Here is a 21,920-nt window from a genome sequence, read left to right as displayed (position 1 = left end):
TGTTGCCACAAATTATTTGGCATTCTCGATGACAAGTTTTTGTTCAAGTGTATTCACATTCACAAATGCATTCGGTTGATCAGCAAAGCTTGTTACCACATATTTGTGTTGTTCATACCAAAGGAAAATTTTTCGGTCGCCAGCATCAAGAAATGCCTGCATTGAATCTTTCAAGTGTGGCTTAAGTAACATGACGACGGGTTGTTGGTATTCTCCGTCACTTGCGACGGCAATATCGGCATCTGCTTCTTTAAGTGATGCATGCATACGTGCACATAAATCGTTAGGTAACATTGGGCTATCGCAAGGAACAACCAGCAAAAAGTCTGCCTGCGTGTTGTCCATGGCTGTAACCATCCCTGCTAAAGGGCCTAAATAACCCGTTTCTTTATCGCTTATCACATCAAACCCAAGGGCAGAATATTGCGCTTGATTACGGTTAGCATTAATCATAATACGATTAACTTGAGGCTTAACGCGCTCGATAGTGTGCGAGATCATCGGCTTACCGCTTAATTCAACTAAGCCTTTGTCGATCCCGCCCATTCTTCTGGCCATACCGCCAGCTAAAATCACCGCATCAATTTGCACTGACATAGTGAAACTCCTGAGACTGCTCAAAGCGAGGTATATGGTTACTTTCAACAACTTTTTGCTCTGAAATATGCCAGTGTTTCTGACATAAAGCTGTTAACCCACAGGTTTGATGGCTACTGATAAGCAGCCCAGTACCTTCTTGTTTTAAAATATTAATCATGGCTAAAACCAGTTTTTGTGACTGCTTATCCATGTTAGAAATTGGTTCATCAAGCATCAGCAACTTAGGCTGAGTAATCCAAGCTCTCGCAACAGCTAAACGTTGTCGCTCTCCGCCTGAAAGATCGGTTGCATCGCTTTTAAGCAATGAGCCTAATTGGGCCATTTCAATGGCTTGGGTAATTCTGTCTTGCTGCTCTTGGGCACTAAAACGTCCTTTGGGAAGGGCGTATCGCAAATTATATTCAACAGAGCCATCAAACAGGTAAGCATGTTGATGTAAATACACCGCTTTGCCAAGTAATGAATTGGCTTGCCACCATTTAGGGGCTGCAAACCCAGAGGCTGACACCGTACCTGAATTAGGTTTAATGATGCCGGCAATCAGCTTCATTAACGTTGATTTACCCGAGCCATTATCGCCTTGAAGGTAAATAACGTCCCCTTCGCAAAACGATAAATCGTTGAAGGTGAATAACTCGCGCTCTTTAAAGTTAATGCGCACATTTTTTGCTGTCAGTTTCGCGGTCATTACTGACTCCTAGGCATGGCTTTACCACGCAAAGAACCGATAGCAAAGTTTATCACTATGGCCAAAATCAGTAGCACTAAACCTAATGCGATAGCTTGAGCAAAGTCGCCTTTACTGGTTTCAAGCGCAATAGCTGTGGGAATATTTCGGGTGTGGTGCAATATGTTTCCGCCCACCATCATAGAACAACCCACTTCGGTAAGAATACGGCTAAATGCGGCGATGATGGCCAATAAAAGTGGCACGCGTAATTCACGGCAAACAGTCCAAATCGCACGCTGCCAAGATGCACCTAATGTTCGAGATGTTTCGTAAGCTCGTTTATCAATACTGCTAAAAGCGGCTTGTGATAGGGCGATTAATACTGGGGCACAAATCATCATTTGCCCTAAAATCATCCCCTCTTGAGTAAACAGCCAGCGTAAGTCACCTAATGGCCCATTTCGGGTTAGTAGAAGATATGCCAATAGGCCTATGACCACGGTAGGAATTGATTGTAAAGTTTGAACTATGTTGGTGACAAACCAACGTCCTGGGAACTGATATGAGGCGAGTAAAAAGCCCAGCATGATTGACGGTATTAATGTGATGATTAATGCCGCAAAAGAAACCGAAAAAGATACGCTTATGATAGACCATACGTCTGGGTCTAAAGAAAGCAGCAAGCTAAAAGCTTGCTGCATTAGGGCTAACCAGCCTTCATTCATTACTTATATGTTGCCTTAAACAATTGTTCTCCCTGAACTTTGAAATCATTAATCATCTGTTGAGCTTTAGGGCTAATAAACCAATCGCTCAATGCTTTCGCTCCTTGATGATTTAAATCAGGATATTTTTCTGCATTAATTAGCATGATTTGATAAGGGTTGGCTAATGCTGCGCCACCTTCAAAAGTAATTGCTAAATCTAATTTAGATTTGTAAGCAACAAACGTACCACGATCAGTTAATGTGTAAGCTTGTTTCTCATTAGCCATCAGTAAAGTCTTACCCATACCTTGACCAATTGAAGTATAGCCTGAAAAATCTGGTGTTACAGAAGCTTCTTTCCAAATTGCGAGCTCTTTCATGTTGGTGCCTGAATTGTCACCGCGAGAGATGAAAGTACTCTTAGTTGAGGCTACTTTTTTGAAGGCTTCAACCACGTCTTTACTGCCTGACATTTTTGCTGGGTCGTTTTTTGGACCTAAAACAACAAAATCATTTTCCATGATCCCACGAGGTGTTGTGCCGTAGCCTTCGTTAACAAATTTGGCTTCAGCAGCGGGTGCGTGAGTCATCACAACGTCTACATCTCCTTGACGCGCAAGCTTTAATGCCTTGCCCGTACCCGTTGCAATCACTTGCACCTTGTAACCAGACTCTGCTTCAAACGTTGGCAAAATAGCACGTAATAGACCAGAGTTATCTGTACTAGTGGTCGTGGCTAATTTGATGACTTCAGTTGCTTCAACAGTATCACTGACCATTGTGCTACCAAGTAATGCCATACCAATAAAAGCGGTTAAACCTGATTTAAAATTAAACATTCTAGCTCCTTGAAAATACTAAAACTGCAAAGGCACCAAGCCGTGCCAATCAATGTATTTTGAAAATGAGGGCAAGGTTGCCCGTAACAATTAATTACATCGCAATTATTATGCCAATGCGAGTCTGAAAGTGTTGATCACGACAAAATTTGAAACTGTGATCTAAGTCTCGCACTAAGCTTATGGTTTACAGACAAATTGTCCCATAGGTCTAATTCTGTAGGGCAAACTGACCCACAGTCGGATTTTTAGTGGTACGATAATGTTAAATCTAGTCAAAATGTCCAAAGCAGAAGCCATATGAACAATAATGAATCAAATTCAAAGCCGTTAACCACAGCTGTTTCGGTGTTGATTGTTGATGATGAACCAGGAATGCGTAGCTTCCTGAAAAAAGCATTATCAAAGAAATTTGCGTTAGTTGAAACGGCATCCACTATTGAAGAAGCTGAGAAACTTCGTAGTCGCGGCCATTTTGACTTATTGATTGTCGATATTCGTTTACCAGATCGCTCAGGTATTGAATGGCATGAAGCATTAAATGAAAAAGAGCGTCGTTCTGACATCATTTTCATGACTGGCTATGCTGATATGGATGTTGCCATTAAGGCGTTGCGAGCCGGTGCTTCTGATTTTATTATGAAGCCATTCCATTTAGAACAAATGATGACATCGGTGGATCGTTGTATTGAACGCCGCCTACTGAAGCGTGAAAACTTTATGTTGCGCCGCGAGTTATCTAGTGGTCATTCAACCACTATGATTGGTAACAGTGATGCAATGATAGAAGTAAAACAAGTCATTGAACGCGTTGCCCCAACTAATGCTGTGGTGTTAATTGAAGGCGAGTCAGGAACGGGTAAAGAACTCGTTGCCAGACAATTACATCAATTAAGTGGACGTACAGGGCCATTTGTACCAGTTAACTGCGGCGCAATCGCCCCAGAGCTATTAGGCAGTGAATTGTTTGGCCACACTGCTGGTGCATTTACTGGCGCCAAGGGAAACCGTGAAGGGTTATTTAACTTTGCGACAGGTGGCACCATCTTTTTGGATGAAATTGGCGAAATGCCAATGAAAATGCAAACAGCGTTATTGCGTGTTCTGGAGCAAAAAGCGATAAGACCCGTTGGTAGCGAAAAAGAAGTCGCTATTGATGTCAGGGTTGTCGCTGCGACTAACCGCACCTTGTCAGAAGAAGTAGCAGAAGGCAATTTCCGTAGTGACTTATACTATCGCTTAAATGTATTAAATATCTTGATCCCTCCATTACGCACTCGTCCAGAAGATGTGATTGAGCTTACGCATCATTTTACTTGGCAACTTGCCCGTGAATTAGGTGTCAAAGAAGTCGTGTGGAGTCATGAAGATTTACAAGTGCTACAACAGCATGAGTGGCCGGGTAATATCCGTGAACTTCGTAATATGATTGAACGATGTATTTTGCTGGGTAAGCCTCCAGCGGAGTATTGGAAGAAAAATGAACAAGCAGAAGCAGTGACTCAAGCGGGTTACCCATTGACCTGGCCGTTAAAAGAAGTTGAAAAGCAGCATGTGATGAGTGTGGTTGATTCTCATAGCGGTAATAAGTCTGCGGCAGCAAGGGATTTAGGTGTGTCTCGTAAAACACTGGATCGTAAATACAAAGAGTGGTTTGAAGTTGAATCGGATAAGGAAGACTAAATAGTGTCTGTTTTTAGTCAGTTTTTTGGAGTCAGTTGGCAGCAAATGCAAGCCAAGGTGCGTTATCGCATTCTCATCTTAACTTTATTACCGATTTTACTGACTTTAATTAGTTTAGTGTTTATCACTATTTACTGGAATATCAGCTACACAGGTAAGCAGCTGTTTATGAAAGTGAAAGCTGATTTAACAGTAGCAACTAACACTTTAGAGCAAGTTCAAAAACAACAAGAGATTCAACTATATAATGTCAGTGAATCTTGGGATTTTCAAAATTCATTTTCAGAGGTTGATAAAGGTAATCAAGCTGAATCAGTGAAGCTTAATCGCTACTTGAAGCAACAAAAAGAGATTCTCCAACTTGATGTTTTACGGCTAATTAGGCTTGAAGAAGCCAATGCTGATCCTGACTTACGTCAGATGTTACCTAGAATTGAAAATCAAGCTTATTCTGGCTTAATGGTGTTATCAGCTAAACGGTTAGATCGATTAGATCCTAATTTGGCTGAACTTGCCAAAGTACCGTTATCAGCGACTATGCGGGCTCAAGAGCCTGAAAAGCTGGCTGAAACTCGCGGAATGCTGAGCCGGACTTTATTACCGATACCCGATGAAACGGGTCAGGTAAGCTGGTATCTCGATGGGGGGACGTTATTTAATAGAGATACCGTTATTGTCGACCATATTCGTGACCTTGTTTACGATAAAGGCACACTACCTGAGCGTTCGATTGGTACCGTAACCATATTTTTAGATAATGCTCGCATTAGTACCAATGTGCCAATGGACATGTTCTCTCCTAATAACGAGCTTCAATCAAGAGCATTAGGCACGCTAGTGTCAGAAGAAGTACGTCAAAAAGTCTTAGTGGAAGGCATTCCATGGGTTGATCGTGCTTTTGTGCTTAATGATTGGTTTATATCAGGCTACTCCCCACTTGAGGATATACGTGGCAAGCGAATTGGGATGATCTACACCGGTTTTTCTGAAGCGCCATTCATTCATACTTATATTCTTAATATCATCGAGCTAGGCACGATATTAATGTTGGTGCTACTCGTGTCAGGCTTTTTAGTTTATCGAGGCGCAAATAGCCTACTAGAACCCATTGAGCGTATTCATCATGTGGTGAAAGCTGTGCAGTCTGGTCGTGACTTACGTATTGGTGAGCTAGGTTTAGATAGAGACAACGAACTTTCAAATCTCGCTGAACAGTTTGATCATATGCTCGACTTATTACAGCGACGAAACTTACAAATTCAATCTGCAGCAGAGCAACTTGAGGTCAAAGTTGAAGAGCGAACCCGCAGCTTGCAAGATAAAACCGAAGAGTTACAACGTAACGTTGCTTTATTGAACGAAACTCGTCAGCAGTTGGTGACAAATGAAAAGTTGACCGCTTTAGGTGAGCTAACTGCGGGTATTGCCCACGAGATTAACAATCCTACTGCAGTAATCTTGGGCAACATGGAGCTAATGAAATATGAGCTTGGCTCAAATGCTAACGTGGTTGAGGAAGAGATTGAGTTAGTGATTCAACAAGTGGGCAGGATCAGCACTATTATCCGCAGTTTATTGCAATATAGTCGCCCTGGTGAATTTAATGCACCTTTAGAAATGCACCAAGTACAATCAATGATTGAAGAAGTATTAGTGCTGGTTCGCCATTCAATTGAAAAGCAAAAAGTAGAACTCATCCAGCAAATTAATACCACTGCAGAAGTTGAAGTAAACCGGCCGCAGGTGATTCAAGTATTGATTAACTTAGTCGTTAACGCCGCTCATGCTATTGAGAGTAAAGGTAAGATTTGGATTCGAGCTAATGATTGGGTAGAACATGGAAAAGTTGTCGGTGTAAAAGTTGAAGTGGAAGATGAAGGTGTGGGGATTGCACCAGAACGTCTAAGTCGAATCTTCGATCCGTTTTATACCACCCGAAAAGATGGCACAGGTTTAGGCTTATCACTGAGTTACGGCATTATTAAACGTATTGGCGGCACGATTGAGGTTAAGTCGACTCTCGGGAAAGGTACTGTATTTTCAATTGGTATCTATTATAAAGCCAAAGAGGAACACGCAGACAATCCTTATGATGGCTTACATTTTGGTGCGGTAGACGACACGATTGTTTAGCTAATGTTTACTGGTGATAAATTTTAGGCAAAAAAAGCCGGGTGATGAACCCGGCCACAAAGAGTGTGTGAGCAATGTCGTGCTTGCAAACTCAGAGGGTTAATAGGAGATGAAGCTATTAACTAAACTGAGCTTTGGAACGCACATAAACAATAATCATTCTCATTATTGTTTGCAATCTTTTATTGAAGTTTATTAACAACTTTACATTCCCTTTACACCTGCAGTTTAAAAATTCATTTAGCTATAACCCCTCAAATATCTTTTAAAACAGATCGTTAAGTAACATTTAACTAAGTTTTGAATATTTGGGAATAAAAATATGAGTTAAGTTTGAGTTGATGAACTGGGCAGGAAGAAGTTTAAGTTATTAAATTTTAGACAAAAAAATGCCAGGTGATGAGCCTGGCCTTCAAAGAGTGTTTGAGCAATGATGTGCTAATTCTCAGAGGGGTTAATAGGAGATGAAGCTATTAATCTTAACTGAGTTTTGGAACGCAACTGAATAATAATCATTATCATTTGCGTTTGCAAGTTAATTAATCAATTATTTTCAACATTATTGTTAATCGGCATAACAACTAAAATACACTCTTTGTTTTTTTAGATTAACCATCTATTTTTACAGTAGTTTCTGTAAAAATAGTTTGTTTTGAGCAATGTTGTCATGGCTCTCAACTTGAGTAATCTGGTATTGATTTGCAACTAACATGTTGAGCATCGCCTTAAATTGGTTGCGGGTTTTTACTTCAAGACGACGGAATCCTTGTGCTGTAGCCCATTTCTCTTGGTACTCAAGCATCGACTTGGCTAAACCTAATTGACGAAAGTCAGCCTCAACGCCACCTAACCAACTGTAAAAACAGTCTTCATCAGTCTGATAGCCCAATTTAAAGCCTGCTAATTCACCTTCAACATAGGCAAATAATACCAAGCATGGCTTGTTTGCTAGACGCTGTTGTAACGACTCAATAGATTGAGCGTGGTCTAGTTCATGGATGCGAGCAGTTAACGCTGCTAATTGTTCAGCAACTTCTGCTGTGAGCTCTGTGTGAGCTTGAATTTGGATATTTAACATTTTATTTTCCACTGGGCTGTTAACTAAACAAAGGCGTGCGTGAATATAAGCAGGCTTAATTTGCTAACAGCAAAAAACACTGACGTATTATAACTCATCGTACCAGTGTGGTGGCGGCATTGGTTAAAAAGTGCCGCGCTGATCAAATTAACAGCAAAAACGCCTAATTAAACAAGCTTAGCTTGTTATCAATGATATGAATTTAGGCTTTTCGCGTTTGCTCAGGGTGAACAGCATCAGACTCTGTTGGAGTCGCGATTAACTTATCGCTTAAGATTTTTAGTAACACACCATATGCCGGCAAAAACAAACCTAAGCTGACGATGAGCTTAAATGCGTAATCGACCATAGCGATTTCTGGCCAGTGCTGCGCCATAAAGGTATCTGTTGAGGCGTAAAATGCGACACTGAAAAAGACGATAGTATCAACAAGATTGCCAAACAAGGTTGAGGCAGCAGGAGCCATCCACCATGCTTTTGCTTTACGCATCTTAGCAAACACAGTGATATCCATCAGTTGGCCAACAAGGTAAGCGACAAAACTGGCGAAGGCGATACGAAATACAAACTGATTCCACTCGGCTAATGACGATGTGCCCTGAAAAGCCCCTTGATGGAACACGACGCCCATAACGTAGGAGATCAGTAAAGCGGGTAGCATGGCTTTGAAAATAATACTGCGAGCTGCCTTTTGACCAAAAATACGCACAGTAAGATCAGTCGCTAAGTATACAAATGGAAAGCTGAAAGCACCCCAAGTGGTGTGATAGCCGAATATCTGAAAAGGTAGTTGTACCAAGTAGTTACTGGCACAAATAATAATAATATGAAAACTGACCAAAAACATCAGTGCTCGACGACATTGCGCCTGAGATAGTTTTAACATCTTGTAGCCTTTTTATTGGGTTAGACGGGGTGAGGGAACCCGTATTTGAATGAGGTTGGCAGTATTATTTTATTGATTATCGCTAACGTATCGGTTTTTATCCAAGTTGGAGTAAAAATCGTCAGCTACGCCAAGGAGGACGCATTATAGAGAGCAAATAAGAAGATGCAACCATCAATTGTGATTTTGGGACTTGTTCTGGGTAAAGGGGCTTATAGCTTGCCGATGATAAAAGCGATATGGCTGCGCTAACTCACTTGTTGCTAGGCTAAGCAAACAATGGGGTTATAGCTCAACCAATATCGATAATATTGTCGTGAGTTTGTTTTCAAGCTCTTGCCATTCGGCAAGTGGATCAGAACCTGCAACAATGCCGGCACCCGCAAAAAGGTTGATTCGACCTGGCTCGATTAACGCGCTGCGAATAGCGACTGAAAATTCACTTTCATATTTATTTAAGTAACCACAAGCGCCAGCATACCAGCCGCGGTTATAACCTTCGCGCTGGCGAATAAAGCTTAATGCAGACTCTTTAGGTAGGCCACCAACTGCAGGTGTAGGATGCAGACCTTGGAGCAACTGAAAGTCATTTACCCCTGCTTTTAACTCTGCGCGAATTGAACGATGTAAATGCTGGATATGTGTCAGTTTGAAGATTTTAGCGGACTCATCAGCACCAACGTAGTTGCTTAATGGGGTCAATACATCGACAATTTGTTGCCTGACTAATTGGTTTTCATGACTATTTTTAGTGTCTTCCAGTAATTGAGTCGCTAAAAAATCATCTTCTTCTTGGTTTAATCCGCGCACTGTTGTTCCTGCTAGTGCTTCAGTAAACAGCTCTTTTTGTCTGCGTAAATACAAACGCTCTGGTGAACAAGAAATGAAGGTTCTTTCAGGGCTAAACTGAAAACCAAACTGGAAACTATTTGGGTTACGACCTTGCCAACATGCCAGCACCATCCAAGGATCAACAACATCGTTGATTTCAAGCTGCGTTTGACGAGATAGCACAACTTTTGGAGTGGTTTGATTAAACTTAGGTTGAGTGACTTGTTCAACTAACTCTTTCCAACGTTGGTAGTTAGGTAGGTCACTACGACCCATTAACGGCAACTTGTTAGGCGGAGATAATGGCTTTGCAGGTTTTAACTGTTTAATTGCCTCAATCGCTGCTTCGCACTCTGCTTGTTGATCAGTATCTTCAAAATTGAGATTGACCAGCAATTTGACAATATTGCCATGACGACGCAGTTCAATACGAGGCAGTACAAAGCGAGTGCGACCAAAATCAGGCCAGCATTCTACGGTACGGTCGAAAGCGACACCGCCATAATAGCGAATATCCTGATTACTGCTTTTACCACGCTGAGATTGGTAAATTGATGCTAATAATTCGTCATCAATTTCTTGTTCTTGCTTAAAGTCTTTACATGCGCCGATAGCGGCTACTTCTTCTTGTTTCTCACGCCCATGCCAATAAATGCGAGGATATTGAGTTTGCGCACCTAACCATGAAAGTAATGGAATTGACTTTGCTTCCACTGAGATTTGCACTATGTGTTCTTTGGCATGGGCCAACTTCATAGCGTTTAGCTTGTCGATTAACTGGCTAAATTGCTCAGAAAAAATGTGGCTAGGCAACAAGGACTCCAATAGTTGATAACTCAAATAGGCTAAATGAGGAAGAGTAGTATGATTATGTAAATTATGCCCTAAGTTAGTGAAGGGTTCAAAAACTGTCAATCTTAAGCCGCTAATGCTGTGATCTTAAAGGCTAATATAATCATATTTTTGCTGTGCGAATGATAATCAATCCCGCTAACCAGCTGAATTTAAGGACAGTTACATAATAGTACATTTTATTTGGAGTATTTAGTTGAGACGAGATAAAATGGCCATGCTTAATTTACATATTCAACATATTAAGTCATAAATATTAGCAATTGTTGTTATTTGATGTATTCGGAGAGTTACCCTTAAATGAGCCAAGTTGATCAGCCACAAGATGTTATTCGCATACCTGTCAGCCGTTTAGGTTTGGGCATGTTTGTGGTCGCTATCGATCGTAAAGAAAGCAAAGTGGCCATTAGTAATGCGGGGCAAATAAAGCATCGTGACTCGATTAGTAAACTACAAATTGCAGGTATTAAAACTGTTTGGGTCGATGTGGAACGCTCATCTGATGGTTGTGGCTTAAAGAAAAAAGCGCTGCGCCGTTAGTACGTAAGCCGGTTATCACTCGCGAAACCAAACAAACCCAAGCGAAAAAAATCCTTTCAGAAGCGAAAACACTAGTGCGTAAAGTGCTGTCGGAAACTTACGAAGGTAAAGCGGTTGAAGTCGCACCATTTGAAGACATTGCTGACAAAATGATTGAATCAGTGATGGATGATGCCGATGCACTCAAGTGTGTTTCGGCGTTAAGAACTAAAGATGCTTATTTGCTTGAGCACTCTGTTAATGTCGCATTTTTGCTGGTGACTTTTGGTAAGCATCTTGAGCTGGATAAGGCATTATTGAAAGAAATGGCAGTAGGTGGAATTTTGCATGATATTGGCAAAATCCAAGTGGATAATAAAATTCTTCACAAGCCTGGAAAGCTGACTGATGAAGAATTTGAAGAAATTAAAAAACATCAAGTATATGCCGTCGATATCATGAAAGAAGCGGAAGGCTTATCGCAAGTGAGTAAAGATGTTTGCTTAATGCATCATGAGAAACTTGATGGCAAGGGTTATCCTAGAGGGCTGAAAGGCGATGAAATACCACAACATGGCCGTATGAGCTGCATTGTCGATATTTTTGATGCTCTTACTGCCACTCGTTGCTATAAAGAAGCAATGAGCCCAGCGGCTGCATTTAAAATTTTAATGAAGTTAACCCCATTTCATCTCGATCAAGCATTAGTTTATGAGTTCATTCGCTGCGTTGGGATTTATCCTGTGGGTTCACTGGTGCAATTATCCGATGAAAGAGTCGGCATTGTATGGGAATCTAAGGGGCGTGATGCATTAAACCCTGTAGTGAAATGTTTTTATTCGCAAAAGCATCGACGTTATACCGATGTCACTTTTGTGGATTTACGCAAATCAGATTTAAATATCGAAAGAGGTATTTCACCTCGTTCGCTCGAAGTCGACCCTAGCCCATTTTATTAATGTTTTCCCAGTTTTGACTACTTAAATAGATGGTTAAGCCGTTGTTTAATGCGATTGCTTAACTGTTTATTCATTTGCTCTTGATGGTTTGATAGCTCCTACTAACAGCTTCACACTTTTTAGTTCTCTTGTTGTATATTCTCTTTGGCTTACTCTCAATCACTCTCGGAGATAAAATGAAATCCTTGGTTAGCATCAGTGTCATTATCTTTTCATTAGCGTTACTTATTCCTGGGGTGACACAGCCAATTTTGACCATTCAAGGCAGTATCGAAAAAGCAGAGTTGGTGGAGACTGGAGTGAATATGTTTACCGAAAGTCTATCTGAAAGTTCGCGTGGCAATGCACGAAGCATGATGGATATGGCGATCAGTATGTTTGGTTTTGACACTATCGAAGGTGAAGTCGAGGTGTTTTATAAAACCCGCAGTATCGTCGATACTGTGAATGAGCTTTATCAATCAAATAATGTCATTGTGGCAGGACTCGTTGGCTTGTTTAGTGTGGTATTTCCGGCATTAAAACTATCGCTGTTGTTAGTTATCTGCTTGCCTTGCTTTTCTCGTCAGCAGCAAAGTGTGATTAAGGTGATGAGCGCTATTGGAAAGTGGTCAATGGCAGATGTGTTTGTGGTTGCCTTAATCATTGTGTACATGGCGGGTAATGCTTCTGCTGGGATGGGGGAGTTATTAAAAACCACAGCTCAATTTGAAACTGGCTTTTACTTTTTTAGTGCCTACTGTGTGTTTTCTATTGCTAGTCAGTGGTTGGTGTCTAGATTTTTTATCAATACTTCAACTTAATCGTTTGAAAGTAATCGTTGAATAGTAATGAACAAGATCAGTAAAGAGGCATGAAAGTAAGGTAATGAGCTCATATTATAAGTTAAACAATGAGTTTTAACGTGTAAGTGCATAACTTAGAAACAATCAGTATTGGCGGCTTAAATAGACAATTTAGATAATTAACCTGAGTATTTACACTGAGGCAATATGTTCATTGTTTAAAAATAGCTTTAACAGCAAAGCCAAAATCAAACTATTTAAAGTCATTGCGATTATTAGTTTGTGCATTATTGCGGTGGTTGCATCAGTGCAAACTACGGGATTAACACGTGCGGTGATTGAGTTATTAGCTTTTGGCGGGCTGATTGGATTGGCGTTAGCTAAGCCTTACATTCAGCCGCAAGATGCACAGGACTCAGAATAGTCAGCGTTTAACCTTATCGGCTCTCAAACGTTAGTTCTAAGCTCATAGCTCTATGCCCTTATCACTATGCTCATAGTGCTAGCCTCTAACTTCTAACTTCTAACTTATAAGCCATCAGCAATGGATCACTGCGATAAGTCCTATTTTATTGCCCTATCCATAAAATATACCCTAGCGATGAGCTACCAATAGCAAGCCAGAGTAATATGCCCAATAATAACGGTTTAGGCCCATTGGCGCGCATTTTACTCACCGTTATCCCTGCGCCAATCAAAAATAAGCATACAATCAGTAATTGCTTAGAGACGTTAAATAATACGTCATAAACAGGCTGGCCTTGAGGGATAAAGTAAGCCGTTAGAATCGCTAAACAATAAAAACCAATAAAGTATGGAATAGATATTTTTGACTTATCGCCACCAAATACGACGGCGCTGAGTAATGCGATTGGAATAATCCACAATGCACGGGCTAGTTTAATTGTGGTTGCCGTTTTTAAGGCTTCATCACCATAGGCTGATGCAGCGCCAACTACCGAAGAGGTATCGTGAATTGCAATGGCGCTCCAAACCCCAAAATCATACTGACTTAATGATAAGGCGTGACCAATGGTGGGGAATAAAAATAACGCGGCTGAATTGAGCAAAAAAATACAGGCTAACGAAACTGCAATTTGATCATTTTTTGCGTTAATTGCAGGTGCAACAGCGGCAATAGCACTGCCACCACAAATTGCAGTACCACAGCTAATCAAATGCCCTGTCTTTTCTTCGAGCTTCATTAACTTTGTTAAACCAAAACCTAAAATCAGGGTAAAGAAAATAGATCCCACAATTAAGCCTAAGTTATTGCTACTGGCAGCAATTGCTTCAGGTAAGTTAATGCCAAAGCCTAAACCGACAATAGAATAAGCTAATAATTTTTTAGTGATTTTATTTAGATCGATACAAACTGGCACCATGCCCAAACTGGCAAGCGTAAATCCCATTAGCAAGGCTATTGGAGAAGAGATAAACGGCGCTAAACACATCAAACCCACAGCGATAAATAGCCATAATTTGAATTGCGAAGAAAAACCAGTAGTCATGAACAATCACTCAAAATATCGATGGGCTATTGTAGCAATTTCGGAGACATTGAACGATAACGGAAGCTGAAAAAGCATCAGATATAGATAATTGTTGATATTAACTAAATACATTCAGCTATAAGTCGCGAAATATCGTGGCTTGATTATAATAACAATACTATTGACCACTTTGATGGAAGGGAATGCAATGACATCGCCAAAAAACTTTGCTTCTAGTCACTTTTTACCAGAGAACACATTACTGCTTAACGCGATTACCGAAGGGGTTTATGGCTTTGACCTTGATGGCAATGCGGTATTTATTAATCCTGCTGCAGAGCAAATGACGGGCTGGAAAAGTGCTGAGTTAATTGGTAAAAATATCCATGATTGTCACCATCATAGCCATGCTGATGGTAGTCATTATCCACAACATGATTGCCCGATTTATCGCACTTTACATGATGGTGTAGCTCGCCAAGTTTCGGAAGATGTATTTTGGCGAAAAGACGGCACTTGCTTCCCTGTTTATTACAGTTCTACACCAGTTTACGATAATGATGTGTTAATCGGCGTAGTCGCGATATTTCGAGATGTGAGCATTCAAAAACACACCGAAGATTCATTACGCGAGGCATTAGCACAGGTGCAAGCACTGTCGGAGCGTCTCGCCTCTGAAAACCAATATTTGCTGACTGAACTTCAAGGTAAACAAGGTGCAATGGGGCTATCTGGTAACAGCCAAGCAATTAGTCACTTAACTCAGCAAATAAATCTAGTGGCTAACACCGACAGTACCGTATTGATTTGCGGTGAAAATGGCACAGGTAAAGAGCTGGTGGCACGGAGCCTTCATCAATTAAGTCATCGTAAAGATCACCCTCTAGTGAGTGTAAACTGTGCGGCATTTTCAGCTTCGATTTTAGAAAGTGAGTTATTTGGTCACGAAAAAGGCGCGTTTACAGGTGCAGTAAGCAGGCGTAAAGGTCGTTTTGAATTGGCCCATAATGGCACCTTATTTTTAGATGAAATTGCCGAGCTAAGCCTTGAAGCCCAATCTAAACTATTGCGAGTTATTCAAGAGCAGTCTTTTGAGCGAGTCGGCAGCAGTGAAACCATCAAGGTTAATATTCGCTTAATTGCCGCGACTCATCACGACCTGCAAGCAAGGGTAGAGCAAGGCTTGTTTAGAATGGACTTGTATTATCGCCTTAATGTGTTCCCCATTTTGGTTCCGCCCTTACGCCAACGAGGTGAGGATATTCCTGCATTAGTGAGTGATTTGGTGGCTTCTTTAAGTCAGAAATTAGGCAAAAAGATAACTAAAGTCAGCGCAAAAGGTTTGAAAAAACTTCAGCAATATTCTTGGCCTGGCAATGTGCGTGAGTTGCAAAACTTAATTGAGCGAGAAATCATTCTTAGTCAAAATCAAACTTTAGACTTTAATAGTCTATCGCTTGGTCATGCTCAAGCAAGTGTGCAAAATACTGGTTCAGTAGCTAAACCTATTTTAACCATGGCACAGGCGGAAGCTGCCCATATTGCAGAGACACTTAATGCTGTCCAATGGCGGATTTCGGGCCCGACTGGCGCAGCGGCAATACTCGATATGCCACCCAGTACTTTACGTTCAAGAATGAAAAAACTATCCATTAACCGATAAACCGAATCATTCCTTCTCAACTAAGGTCACGATATATCACGTATAGGTGATATATCGTGACTTTTGCTTTTTTAAACTTTTATTTTATTGTTTAAAATCAATACCTTACCTTGTTGTGTTGGTTGGCGTAGGTCTTGCTATTCAGCTGTAAGCTAATAAAGGCAAATTAGGACCAGACTATGTCAAAAGCAGCAATGTCAAAACCAGCAACGTCAGAGCCAGTCTCGAGTCGGTTACCCACATCATCTACCCAGCGCATTCCTGTTGTTAATGTCAGCGCCTCTGGCAAAATTCATGTTCGTGAGCAGAAAGGGGTATTTCAGAAAATTCGTCAACACACGAATACCTTACTGATCGCTATTTTTTTCATGATTCCTTTTATCAATTTTCAAGGTCGTCAGGCTATTTTGCTTGACGTGACTGAACAGCAGTTCTTCTTTTTTAATATTACTCTGTGGCCACAAGACTTCACTGTACTTGCCTGGGTATTTATGGCCGCGGCATTTGCACTGTTTTTTGTCACGGTATATTGGGGCAGAGTGTGGTGTGGCTTTTTATGCCCACAAACAGCATGGACTGCAATGTTTATGTGGGTTGAAGCTAAAATTGAAGGTAACCATCATCATCGCACAGCATTAGATAAAGCGTCCTTATCTTTGTCTAAAATCGGTAAAAGAGTATCAAAACACACCGCTTGGGCTGTTATCGCATTGGTGACAGGGTGTGGTTTTATGGGTTACTTCATGCCCGCCCGTGAGTTATATATCGATATTTTTAGTTTCAGTAGTGGGTTTTGGACCGGTGTTTGGGTATGGTTTTTTGCATTGTGTACATACATCAACGCCGGCTGGATGCGCGAAATGATGTGTTTGCATTGCTGTCCATACTCACGTTTTCAAGCGGTGATGTTTGATTCGAATACTAAAACAGTCAGTTATGATGCAACTCGCGGCGAAAACCGTGGTCCGCGTAAGCGTAACAAGAAGCAATTAGCACTGGTAAATGATAACAAGCCTGCTGGTTTAGGTGACTGTGTCGATTGTCATTTGTGTGTTGATGTCTGCCCAACAGGTATAGATATTCGCAATGGCCTGCAATATGAATGTATTAATTGCGGCGCCTGTGTTGATGCGTGTAATCAAACAATGGAGAAGTTTGGCTATTTGCCCAATCTAATTAGCTTTACTAGTGAAAATGCATTGGAAAAAGGCGAAAAGCCCTCGTTTTGGTCAATAAAAGCCTTGGGTTATGCTGGCGCGCTATTGGTGATGTTAGTCATGATCGTGTTGGACTTACAAAGCCGTACGAACATTCAGCTTAATGTGATTCGAGATCGTCAAAGCCTTTACCGTGTGGTCAGCACAGAGCCAAATAAAGAGGTCATCGAAAATAGCTATTTACTAAAAATCCGCAATAAAACACAGCAAGCAGCCTTTTATAAAATTAGTGTAAGTTACGACCATTTGTCTGCTTATGATTTTGAGATTACCAACGACACTGTAGTACTGATTAAAGCGGCTGAGCAATTAGAATATCCGGTGACCGTTAACAGTTCATTGAAACCTAATGCTGATTTTGACGCACTTTATGCTCGTGAAGTGCTGACGTTCTTAATCACTGAAGTGAATTCGGCAGGCGAGGTTGTGCAAACCAAAGTGCTCAATCAAGTCATTCAAGAATCAAGGTTTTTTAGGCCTTAGTTTTTAGACCTTAATAGATAAGCAAGCATAATAAATACTGGATAAGTAGGTAAGTGTGCAACGTTCCATTTTAGGGCGGGCTGAACAAATAACGAACTATTATAGTGCTTTAGATAAATAACTTATCGCATTGAGTAATGTTAACAACTTGTTTCTTTTGGTTTTTTTATAGTGGCATAAAACTAGCAAAACATGATCAGAATTAAATCTAGGAGTGTGTAGCTATGTCGTATATTGAACCAAAAGAGTTCGCCGTCAAAATGGTCGATTCAGGTGAACAGAAAATCTTCATGTCAACCAAGGACACTATTGTCCGCGCCTTTATGGCGGGGGCAATTTTAGGTCTGGCGGCATTTTTTGCCATTACTGTGATTGTTAAGACTGGCAGCTTACTGACGGGATCAATTTTGTTTCCTGTTGGTTTTATCATGCTGTATTTGATGAAGTTTGATCTATTAACCGGGGTGTTCACTCTAGTGCCATTAGCTGTGTTAGATAAACGAAATGGCTGTACTGTTGACCAAATGCTTCGGAATTGGGGCTTAGTTTTTGTGGGTAACTTTGCCGGTGCTCTTACTGTGGCCTTTTTTGCATCGTTCATTTTAACTTATGGATATAACACCGATGGTGGCGTTTTGGCAGCGAAAGTCAGTAGCATTGGTGAGTCACGAACGTTAGGTTATCAAGAACATGGCTTTGCAGGATGGATGACGATTTTCATCCGTGGCATGTTGTGTAACTGGATGGTATCTATGGGTGTTGTTGGTGCAATGATTTCAACTTCAGCCAGTGGCAAAATGATGGCGATGTGGATGCCTGTCATGTTGTTCTTCTTTATGGGATTTGAGCATTCAATTGTGAACATGTTCCTGTTCCCATTCTCGATGATTATGGGGGGTGACTTCACTGTAATGGATTACCTTGTTTGGAATGAAATCCCAACCGCGCTTGGTAATTTAGTGGGTGGCTTTGTGTTAGTTGGTTTACCGCTTTATCTTACTCATGTAAAAGAAAGCCCAGCACGTAAGCGTGAACAAGCACGCCGCGAAAAGCTTGCATAAGCTTTGATGATTAATGCTCTGTACCACTAAGCAGTCTTAGCTTACGGTCACAGAGCATTTTTATTTTCTATGCCTAAAACACTCAAACTAACCATTGGCCAACATAGCGTTAGCGGGCTTAAGCCTGCTAATCAAGATTGCTGTGGCAGCAAACAGCCAGCAAGCCCACAGCTTGATAGTAAAGGCGCCGTGGTCGCGATTGCCGATGGTATTAGTACCAGTGAAGTCAGTGGTATCGCTAGCGAAACTGCGATTAGTAACTTTATTAATGATTACTATGCGACCTCTGATGCTTGGTCAGTTAAAACCTCCGCACATAAAGTCCTACAAGCCTTAAATCATTGGTTGTTTGCTCAAGGCCAGCAAGGTCTGCACCGCCATGATGCGAATAAAGGTTATGTCTGTACCTTCAGCGCCTTAGTATTTAAATCTAATACCGCGCATTTATTTCACTGCGGCGATTCACGTGTTTATCGATTAAGTGGTCAGTCACTAGAGCAATTGACCATAGATCATCGCCATTATGTTGGTGAAACAAGTTACCTGAGCCAAGCATTAGGCATTAGCCCGTTGTTAAGCTGTGATTATCATGATCATCCGGTTAAACAGGGTGATATTTTTGTGCTCACGACTGACGGAGTTCATGAGTTTTTATCAGTTAAAGCCATTGTTGATGCGATTATTCAAGAGGTCGAACAAAGGGAGAAACGGGCTAGTGCTGTTGCGACTTCTGATGCTGCTGATTGTATTGATGTTGATTGTATTGATGTTGATTGTATTGATGTTGATTGTATTGATGCAAAAGGTGCCGACTTTGACAGAGTCGCACAAGACTTGGTGGCGCAAGCGTTGGCAGCAGGGAGCGATGATAATCTGACTATTCAAATTGTCAGCGTTGATGCATTGCCAAGCCATGAGGTGAATGAGTTTAAACAACTACTGACTCAACTGCCTTTGCCGCCAGCTTTGCATAGCGGGCAAGAATTTGAAGGTTTTGTCATTCAGCGTGAGTTATATGTTAGCAGTCGCAGTCGAGTTTACCTTGCTCAAGATAAAGTATCAGGTCAGCGGGTGGTCATTAAGGTTCCCTCTGATGAAATGCGTCAGAATGAAGCTCATTTAGAAACCTTGTTAATGGAAGATTGGGTAGCACAAAGAGTATCTAACACTCATTTATTAAAACCATTCGTATCAACAGTGCCTAAACAATATCTCTATACAACAACAGAGTATGTTGAAGGATGCACTTTGGCCCAGTGGATCCATGACCACGCCCAAGCAGACTTAGATACGGTGAGAAATCTAGTCATTCAAATTGCCCGAGGCTTACAAGCCTTGCACCGACAAGAAATGGTTCACCAAGACTTACGTCCTGAAAATATCATGATAGATACGGCTGGTGTGATTAAAATTATCGACTTTGGCGCGACGGCAGTGGCAGGAATCATTGAAACCCAAGGGGTTGATGATCACATGCTAGGCACTGTGCAATACAGTGGGCCAGAGTATTTTGTTGGGGAGTTAGGGGATAATCGAAGTGATATTTTTTCACTGGCGGTAATTACCTATCAAATGCTCACAGGCTATTTGCCCTACGGCGCGGATGTCGCTAAGGCGACAACATTAAAAGCGCAGCAAAGTTTGCGATATATTCCAGCCCGAAGCCGCAATGCTGCCGTGCCTCATTGGGTCGATTATGCACTTGAAAAAGCGTTGGAAGTCGATCCTGCAAAGCGCACCGCAGAAGTCTCTGAGTTTATTTATAATCTCAAACACCCTCACCCTAAAGCGACTCGAGAAAATATGCCTTTTATTGATAAGGACCCGATTTTATTCTGGCAGCGGTTATCTTTGTTGTTGGGGCTAGGATTAGTAATAGCTTTGTTGAATTAAGTTGAATTAAGTTGAATTAAGCTGAATATACCTAGAGTAAATAGCTAACCCCAAGCTTTTAAACTAATAGCATTCGCTTTAGATCTCAGCTTAATTCATTTTTTATCGTTATTTTTAACACTGCTTTTAACGGTATTTCTAATACTCATTACCAAGCTTTATAAGGCAAAAACTTACCATTCATGGTGATCACCACTCTGTCGCCCTTTGGATCTGCTTGTTTTTCAACATCCATCGAGAAATCAATGGCGCTCATAATGCCATCGCCAAACTGTTCTTGAATGACTTCTTTAAGTGTTTCACCGTAAACACCAACCACTTCATATAAACGATACACTAGCGGATCTTGAGGCACATCACGTTGCCATTTTTTGGTTGGATAGGCCGTAAGCGCTGCTTGGGAACCCGCAGGAAGTTCAAGTAACTGACACAGTTTTTCCGCCACTTTCTCTGGCATGCTGTTCATTCCTAAACAAGCTGATGTGACCCAAACACAGCCCATTTCTAATTCATCAGCAATATTTTGCCAACTTAACTGACGTGCATGTTTTGCTAACACAATGGCTTCAACGACTTGTTCTTTATTCATTTTATTTTCCTATAGGGATGATAAACACAGATAAGGCGTCGCAAGAGTTAGACCATTATTTAACCTATTGTAAATCAGTGTCTTACTATTTTAAGTCGCAAGGCTACGGCTGTTTTAGTGCAAGGTGAGGTAGTTATTGGTGCGATATTATTGGTGTAATAGATGTCAGAGAGCTTTAGAGGAATGGGTTATGCTGGGATTGTTGATAACAAAAAGGCTGACAATTATGTCAGCCTTAATAACAAGATTTAATAACGCTAATTAACGTTGGTGCATTGCGTAATCAGTGCCATCTTTGGCAGTAAACACTTTGCAATTTCCTTCAGTTGGCAAGCAACGAGAATGAAGCATGCTTACCCATTGTTTGTATGGCGTCGGTAAGTTTTTAATTGGCAGTGCCACTTGAATATCTTCGATGTGAGCAGGGTCGTTTGCACCTAACTCACCATTACGGTCAAAACTGACTTCAACATGGGTATCGTTATTTTTTAATACCACTGACGTTGGGTCGCTTTTATGTCCCGTTAGAGCAACAAACTGACACGGATTTTGTAATCCACATTGGCTGCCATCTTTCATAAATGCTAAAAGATGAGTGTAGTAAATAACATAGCTACTAACATCGGCATGAGTGCCTTCAGTTAGCGGGAAGTTGTCATCTAAAAATACTTTCGCATTGGTAATTTTATCTGCGTTAGTACTGGTCGCCACAAATTGTTCCTCAATGAAGCTGTTAAGGTTGTGAGCTGCTGTATTGGTGTGCATTGTAGTCATAGTCATAACCTTATCCTCTTCGCTTGGGTCATTACACTGTCTGGTCAATCTGTCAGTTCAGTGCTGCTTTGTTTGTTAACTGGTGATTCGTTTTATCGTTAATTCAGTTTTAAGCTGCGGTGAACAAATCTTAAAAACTGTTTCCCGATTGCTTAATTTGTAGTCTAGAGTATTTTTTACTACAATTTCACAATAAAAATTTTAC

Annotated in this window: 18 protein-coding genes and 1 pseudogene; 9 read left to right on the top strand and 10 right to left on the bottom strand. The window is 41.1% G+C overall.

Translation table 11 applies throughout. The annotated features are described in order from the left end of the window. Positions 1-12: 12 nt before the first annotated feature. From mobA to AC0L4E_RS18670, 4 genes are read right to left on the bottom strand one after another with little or no spacing between them, the layout of a single operon-like run. Positions 13-597, bottom strand: coding sequence for a molybdenum cofactor guanylyltransferase MobA (mobA, locus tag AC0L4E_RS18685; RefSeq protein ID WP_473680980.1), 585 nt, complete (start codon positions 595-597; stop codon positions 13-15). Beyond that, complete coding sequence (locus AC0L4E_RS18680; protein WP_473680978.1) at positions 581-1,288, bottom strand: ABC transporter ATP-binding protein; 708 nt, start codon at positions 1,286-1,288, stop codon at positions 581-583. The genes mobA and AC0L4E_RS18680 overlap by 17 nt, the downstream gene beginning before the upstream one ends. Then, positions 1,288-1,995 (bottom strand): ABC transporter permease, encoded by a 708-nt coding sequence (locus AC0L4E_RS18675; protein WP_153915120.1) that lies wholly within the window; start codon positions 1,993-1,995, stop codon positions 1,288-1,290. The genes AC0L4E_RS18680 and AC0L4E_RS18675 overlap by 1 nt, the downstream gene beginning before the upstream one ends. Further along, positions 1,995-2,816, bottom strand: coding sequence for an ABC transporter substrate-binding protein (locus AC0L4E_RS18670; protein ID WP_473680976.1), 822 nt, complete (start codon positions 2,814-2,816; stop codon positions 1,995-1,997). Before AC0L4E_RS18670 ends, AC0L4E_RS18675 begins: the two co-directional genes overlap by 1 nt. Positions 2,817-3,116: 300 nt before the next feature. On the opposite strand from AC0L4E_RS18670, the gene AC0L4E_RS18665 reads away from it, so the two are divergent. Beyond that, positions 3,117-4,499: a sigma-54-dependent transcriptional regulator gene (locus AC0L4E_RS18665; RefSeq protein WP_473680974.1), complete on the top strand. Its 1,383-nt coding sequence runs from the start codon at positions 3,117-3,119 to the stop codon at positions 4,497-4,499. Positions 4,500-4,502: 3 nt separating this feature from the next. Continuing rightward, positions 4,503-6,632, top strand: coding sequence for a sensor histidine kinase (locus tag AC0L4E_RS18660; RefSeq protein WP_473680972.1), 2,130 nt, complete (start codon positions 4,503-4,505; stop codon positions 6,630-6,632). Positions 6,633-7,254: 622 nt separating this feature from the next. Here the strand turns inward: AC0L4E_RS18660 and AC0L4E_RS18655 are convergent. From AC0L4E_RS18655 to AC0L4E_RS18645, 3 genes are all read right to left on the bottom strand, one after another. Next, positions 7,255-7,710, bottom strand: a complete 456-nt coding sequence (locus tag AC0L4E_RS18655; RefSeq protein WP_473680970.1) for a GNAT family N-acetyltransferase — start codon at positions 7,708-7,710, stop codon at positions 7,255-7,257. A 202-nt stretch (positions 7,711-7,912) separates the two neighbouring features. Further along, positions 7,913-8,596 carry a 7-cyano-7-deazaguanine/7-aminomethyl-7-deazaguanine transporter gene (locus AC0L4E_RS18650; RefSeq protein WP_473680968.1) on the bottom strand — a complete coding sequence of 228 codons (684 nt, stop codon included), beginning with the start codon at positions 8,594-8,596 and terminating at the stop codon, positions 7,913-7,915. A 285-nt stretch (positions 8,597-8,881) separates the two neighbouring features. Next, positions 8,882-10,240 (bottom strand): isochorismate synthase, encoded by a 1,359-nt coding sequence (locus AC0L4E_RS18645; protein WP_473680966.1) that lies wholly within the window; start codon positions 10,238-10,240, stop codon positions 8,882-8,884. A gap of 339 nt (positions 10,241-10,579) precedes the next feature. On the opposite strand from AC0L4E_RS18645, the pseudogene AC0L4E_RS18640 reads away from it, so the two are divergent. The 3 genes and pseudogenes from AC0L4E_RS18640 (at position 10,580) to AC0L4E_RS18630 (ending at position 12,966) form a co-directional block, all read left to right on the top strand. After that, positions 10,580-11,757 (top strand): annotated as a pseudogene (locus tag AC0L4E_RS18640) (HD-GYP domain-containing protein). A gap of 176 nt (positions 11,758-11,933) precedes the next feature. After that, positions 11,934-12,560 (top strand): paraquat-inducible protein A, encoded by a 627-nt coding sequence (locus AC0L4E_RS18635; RefSeq protein WP_473680964.1) that lies wholly within the window; start codon positions 11,934-11,936, stop codon positions 12,558-12,560. Positions 12,561-12,756: 196 nt separating this feature from the next. After that, a complete protein-coding gene (locus AC0L4E_RS18630) occupies positions 12,757-12,966 on the top strand; it encodes a hypothetical protein (RefSeq protein ID WP_473680962.1) in 210 nt (69 codons plus the stop codon). 145 nt (positions 12,967-13,111) lie between these two features. Here AC0L4E_RS18630 and AC0L4E_RS18625 read toward each other — a convergent pair whose 3' ends face one another. Beyond that, the gene (locus AC0L4E_RS18625; protein ID WP_473680960.1) at positions 13,112-14,053 is read right to left on the bottom strand and encodes a YeiH family protein; all 942 of its coding nucleotides are present in this window, start codon (positions 14,051-14,053) and stop codon (positions 13,112-13,114) included. 190 nt (positions 14,054-14,243) lie between these two features. Here AC0L4E_RS18625 and AC0L4E_RS18620 point away from each other — a divergent pair, with 190 nt between their 5' ends. The 4 genes from AC0L4E_RS18620 to AC0L4E_RS18605 all read left to right on the top strand — a co-directional run bounded on the left by AC0L4E_RS18620 (position 14,244) and on the right by AC0L4E_RS18605 (position 20,352). Next, entirely contained in the window at positions 14,244-15,698 is a 1,455-nt protein-coding gene (locus AC0L4E_RS18620; protein ID WP_473680958.1) for a sigma-54 interaction domain-containing protein, read from the top strand. 194 nt (positions 15,699-15,892) lie between these two features. Beyond that, on the top strand, positions 15,893-17,398 hold the full coding sequence (ccoG, locus tag AC0L4E_RS18615; protein ID WP_473681750.1) for a cytochrome c oxidase accessory protein CcoG: 1,506 nt from the start codon (positions 15,893-15,895) through the stop codon (positions 17,396-17,398). Between the two features lie 224 nt (positions 17,399-17,622). Continuing rightward, complete coding sequence (locus tag AC0L4E_RS18610) at positions 17,623-18,459, top strand: formate/nitrite transporter family protein (protein ID WP_473680956.1); 837 nt, start codon at positions 17,623-17,625, stop codon at positions 18,457-18,459. A gap of 69 nt (positions 18,460-18,528) precedes the next feature. Next, the gene (locus AC0L4E_RS18605) at positions 18,529-20,352 is read left to right on the top strand and encodes a bifunctional protein-serine/threonine kinase/phosphatase (RefSeq protein WP_473680954.1); all 1,824 of its coding nucleotides are present in this window, start codon (positions 18,529-18,531) and stop codon (positions 20,350-20,352) included. 148 nt (positions 20,353-20,500) lie between these two features. Here AC0L4E_RS18605 and cynS read toward each other — a convergent pair whose 3' ends face one another. After that, positions 20,501-20,941 (bottom strand): cyanase, encoded by a 441-nt coding sequence (gene cynS / locus AC0L4E_RS18600; protein WP_473680952.1) that lies wholly within the window; start codon positions 20,939-20,941, stop codon positions 20,501-20,503. Positions 20,942-21,202: 261 nt separating this feature from the next. Further along, positions 21,203-21,721, bottom strand: a complete 519-nt coding sequence (locus tag AC0L4E_RS18595; RefSeq protein WP_473680950.1) for an aldolase/citrate lyase/malate synthase family protein — start codon at positions 21,719-21,721, stop codon at positions 21,203-21,205. Between the last annotated feature and the right edge of the window lie 199 nt (positions 21,722-21,920).

This window comes from Shewanella sp. GJ50-10 (assembly GCF_055808815.1).
This window is presented reverse-complemented; position numbering and strand designations above follow the sequence as displayed.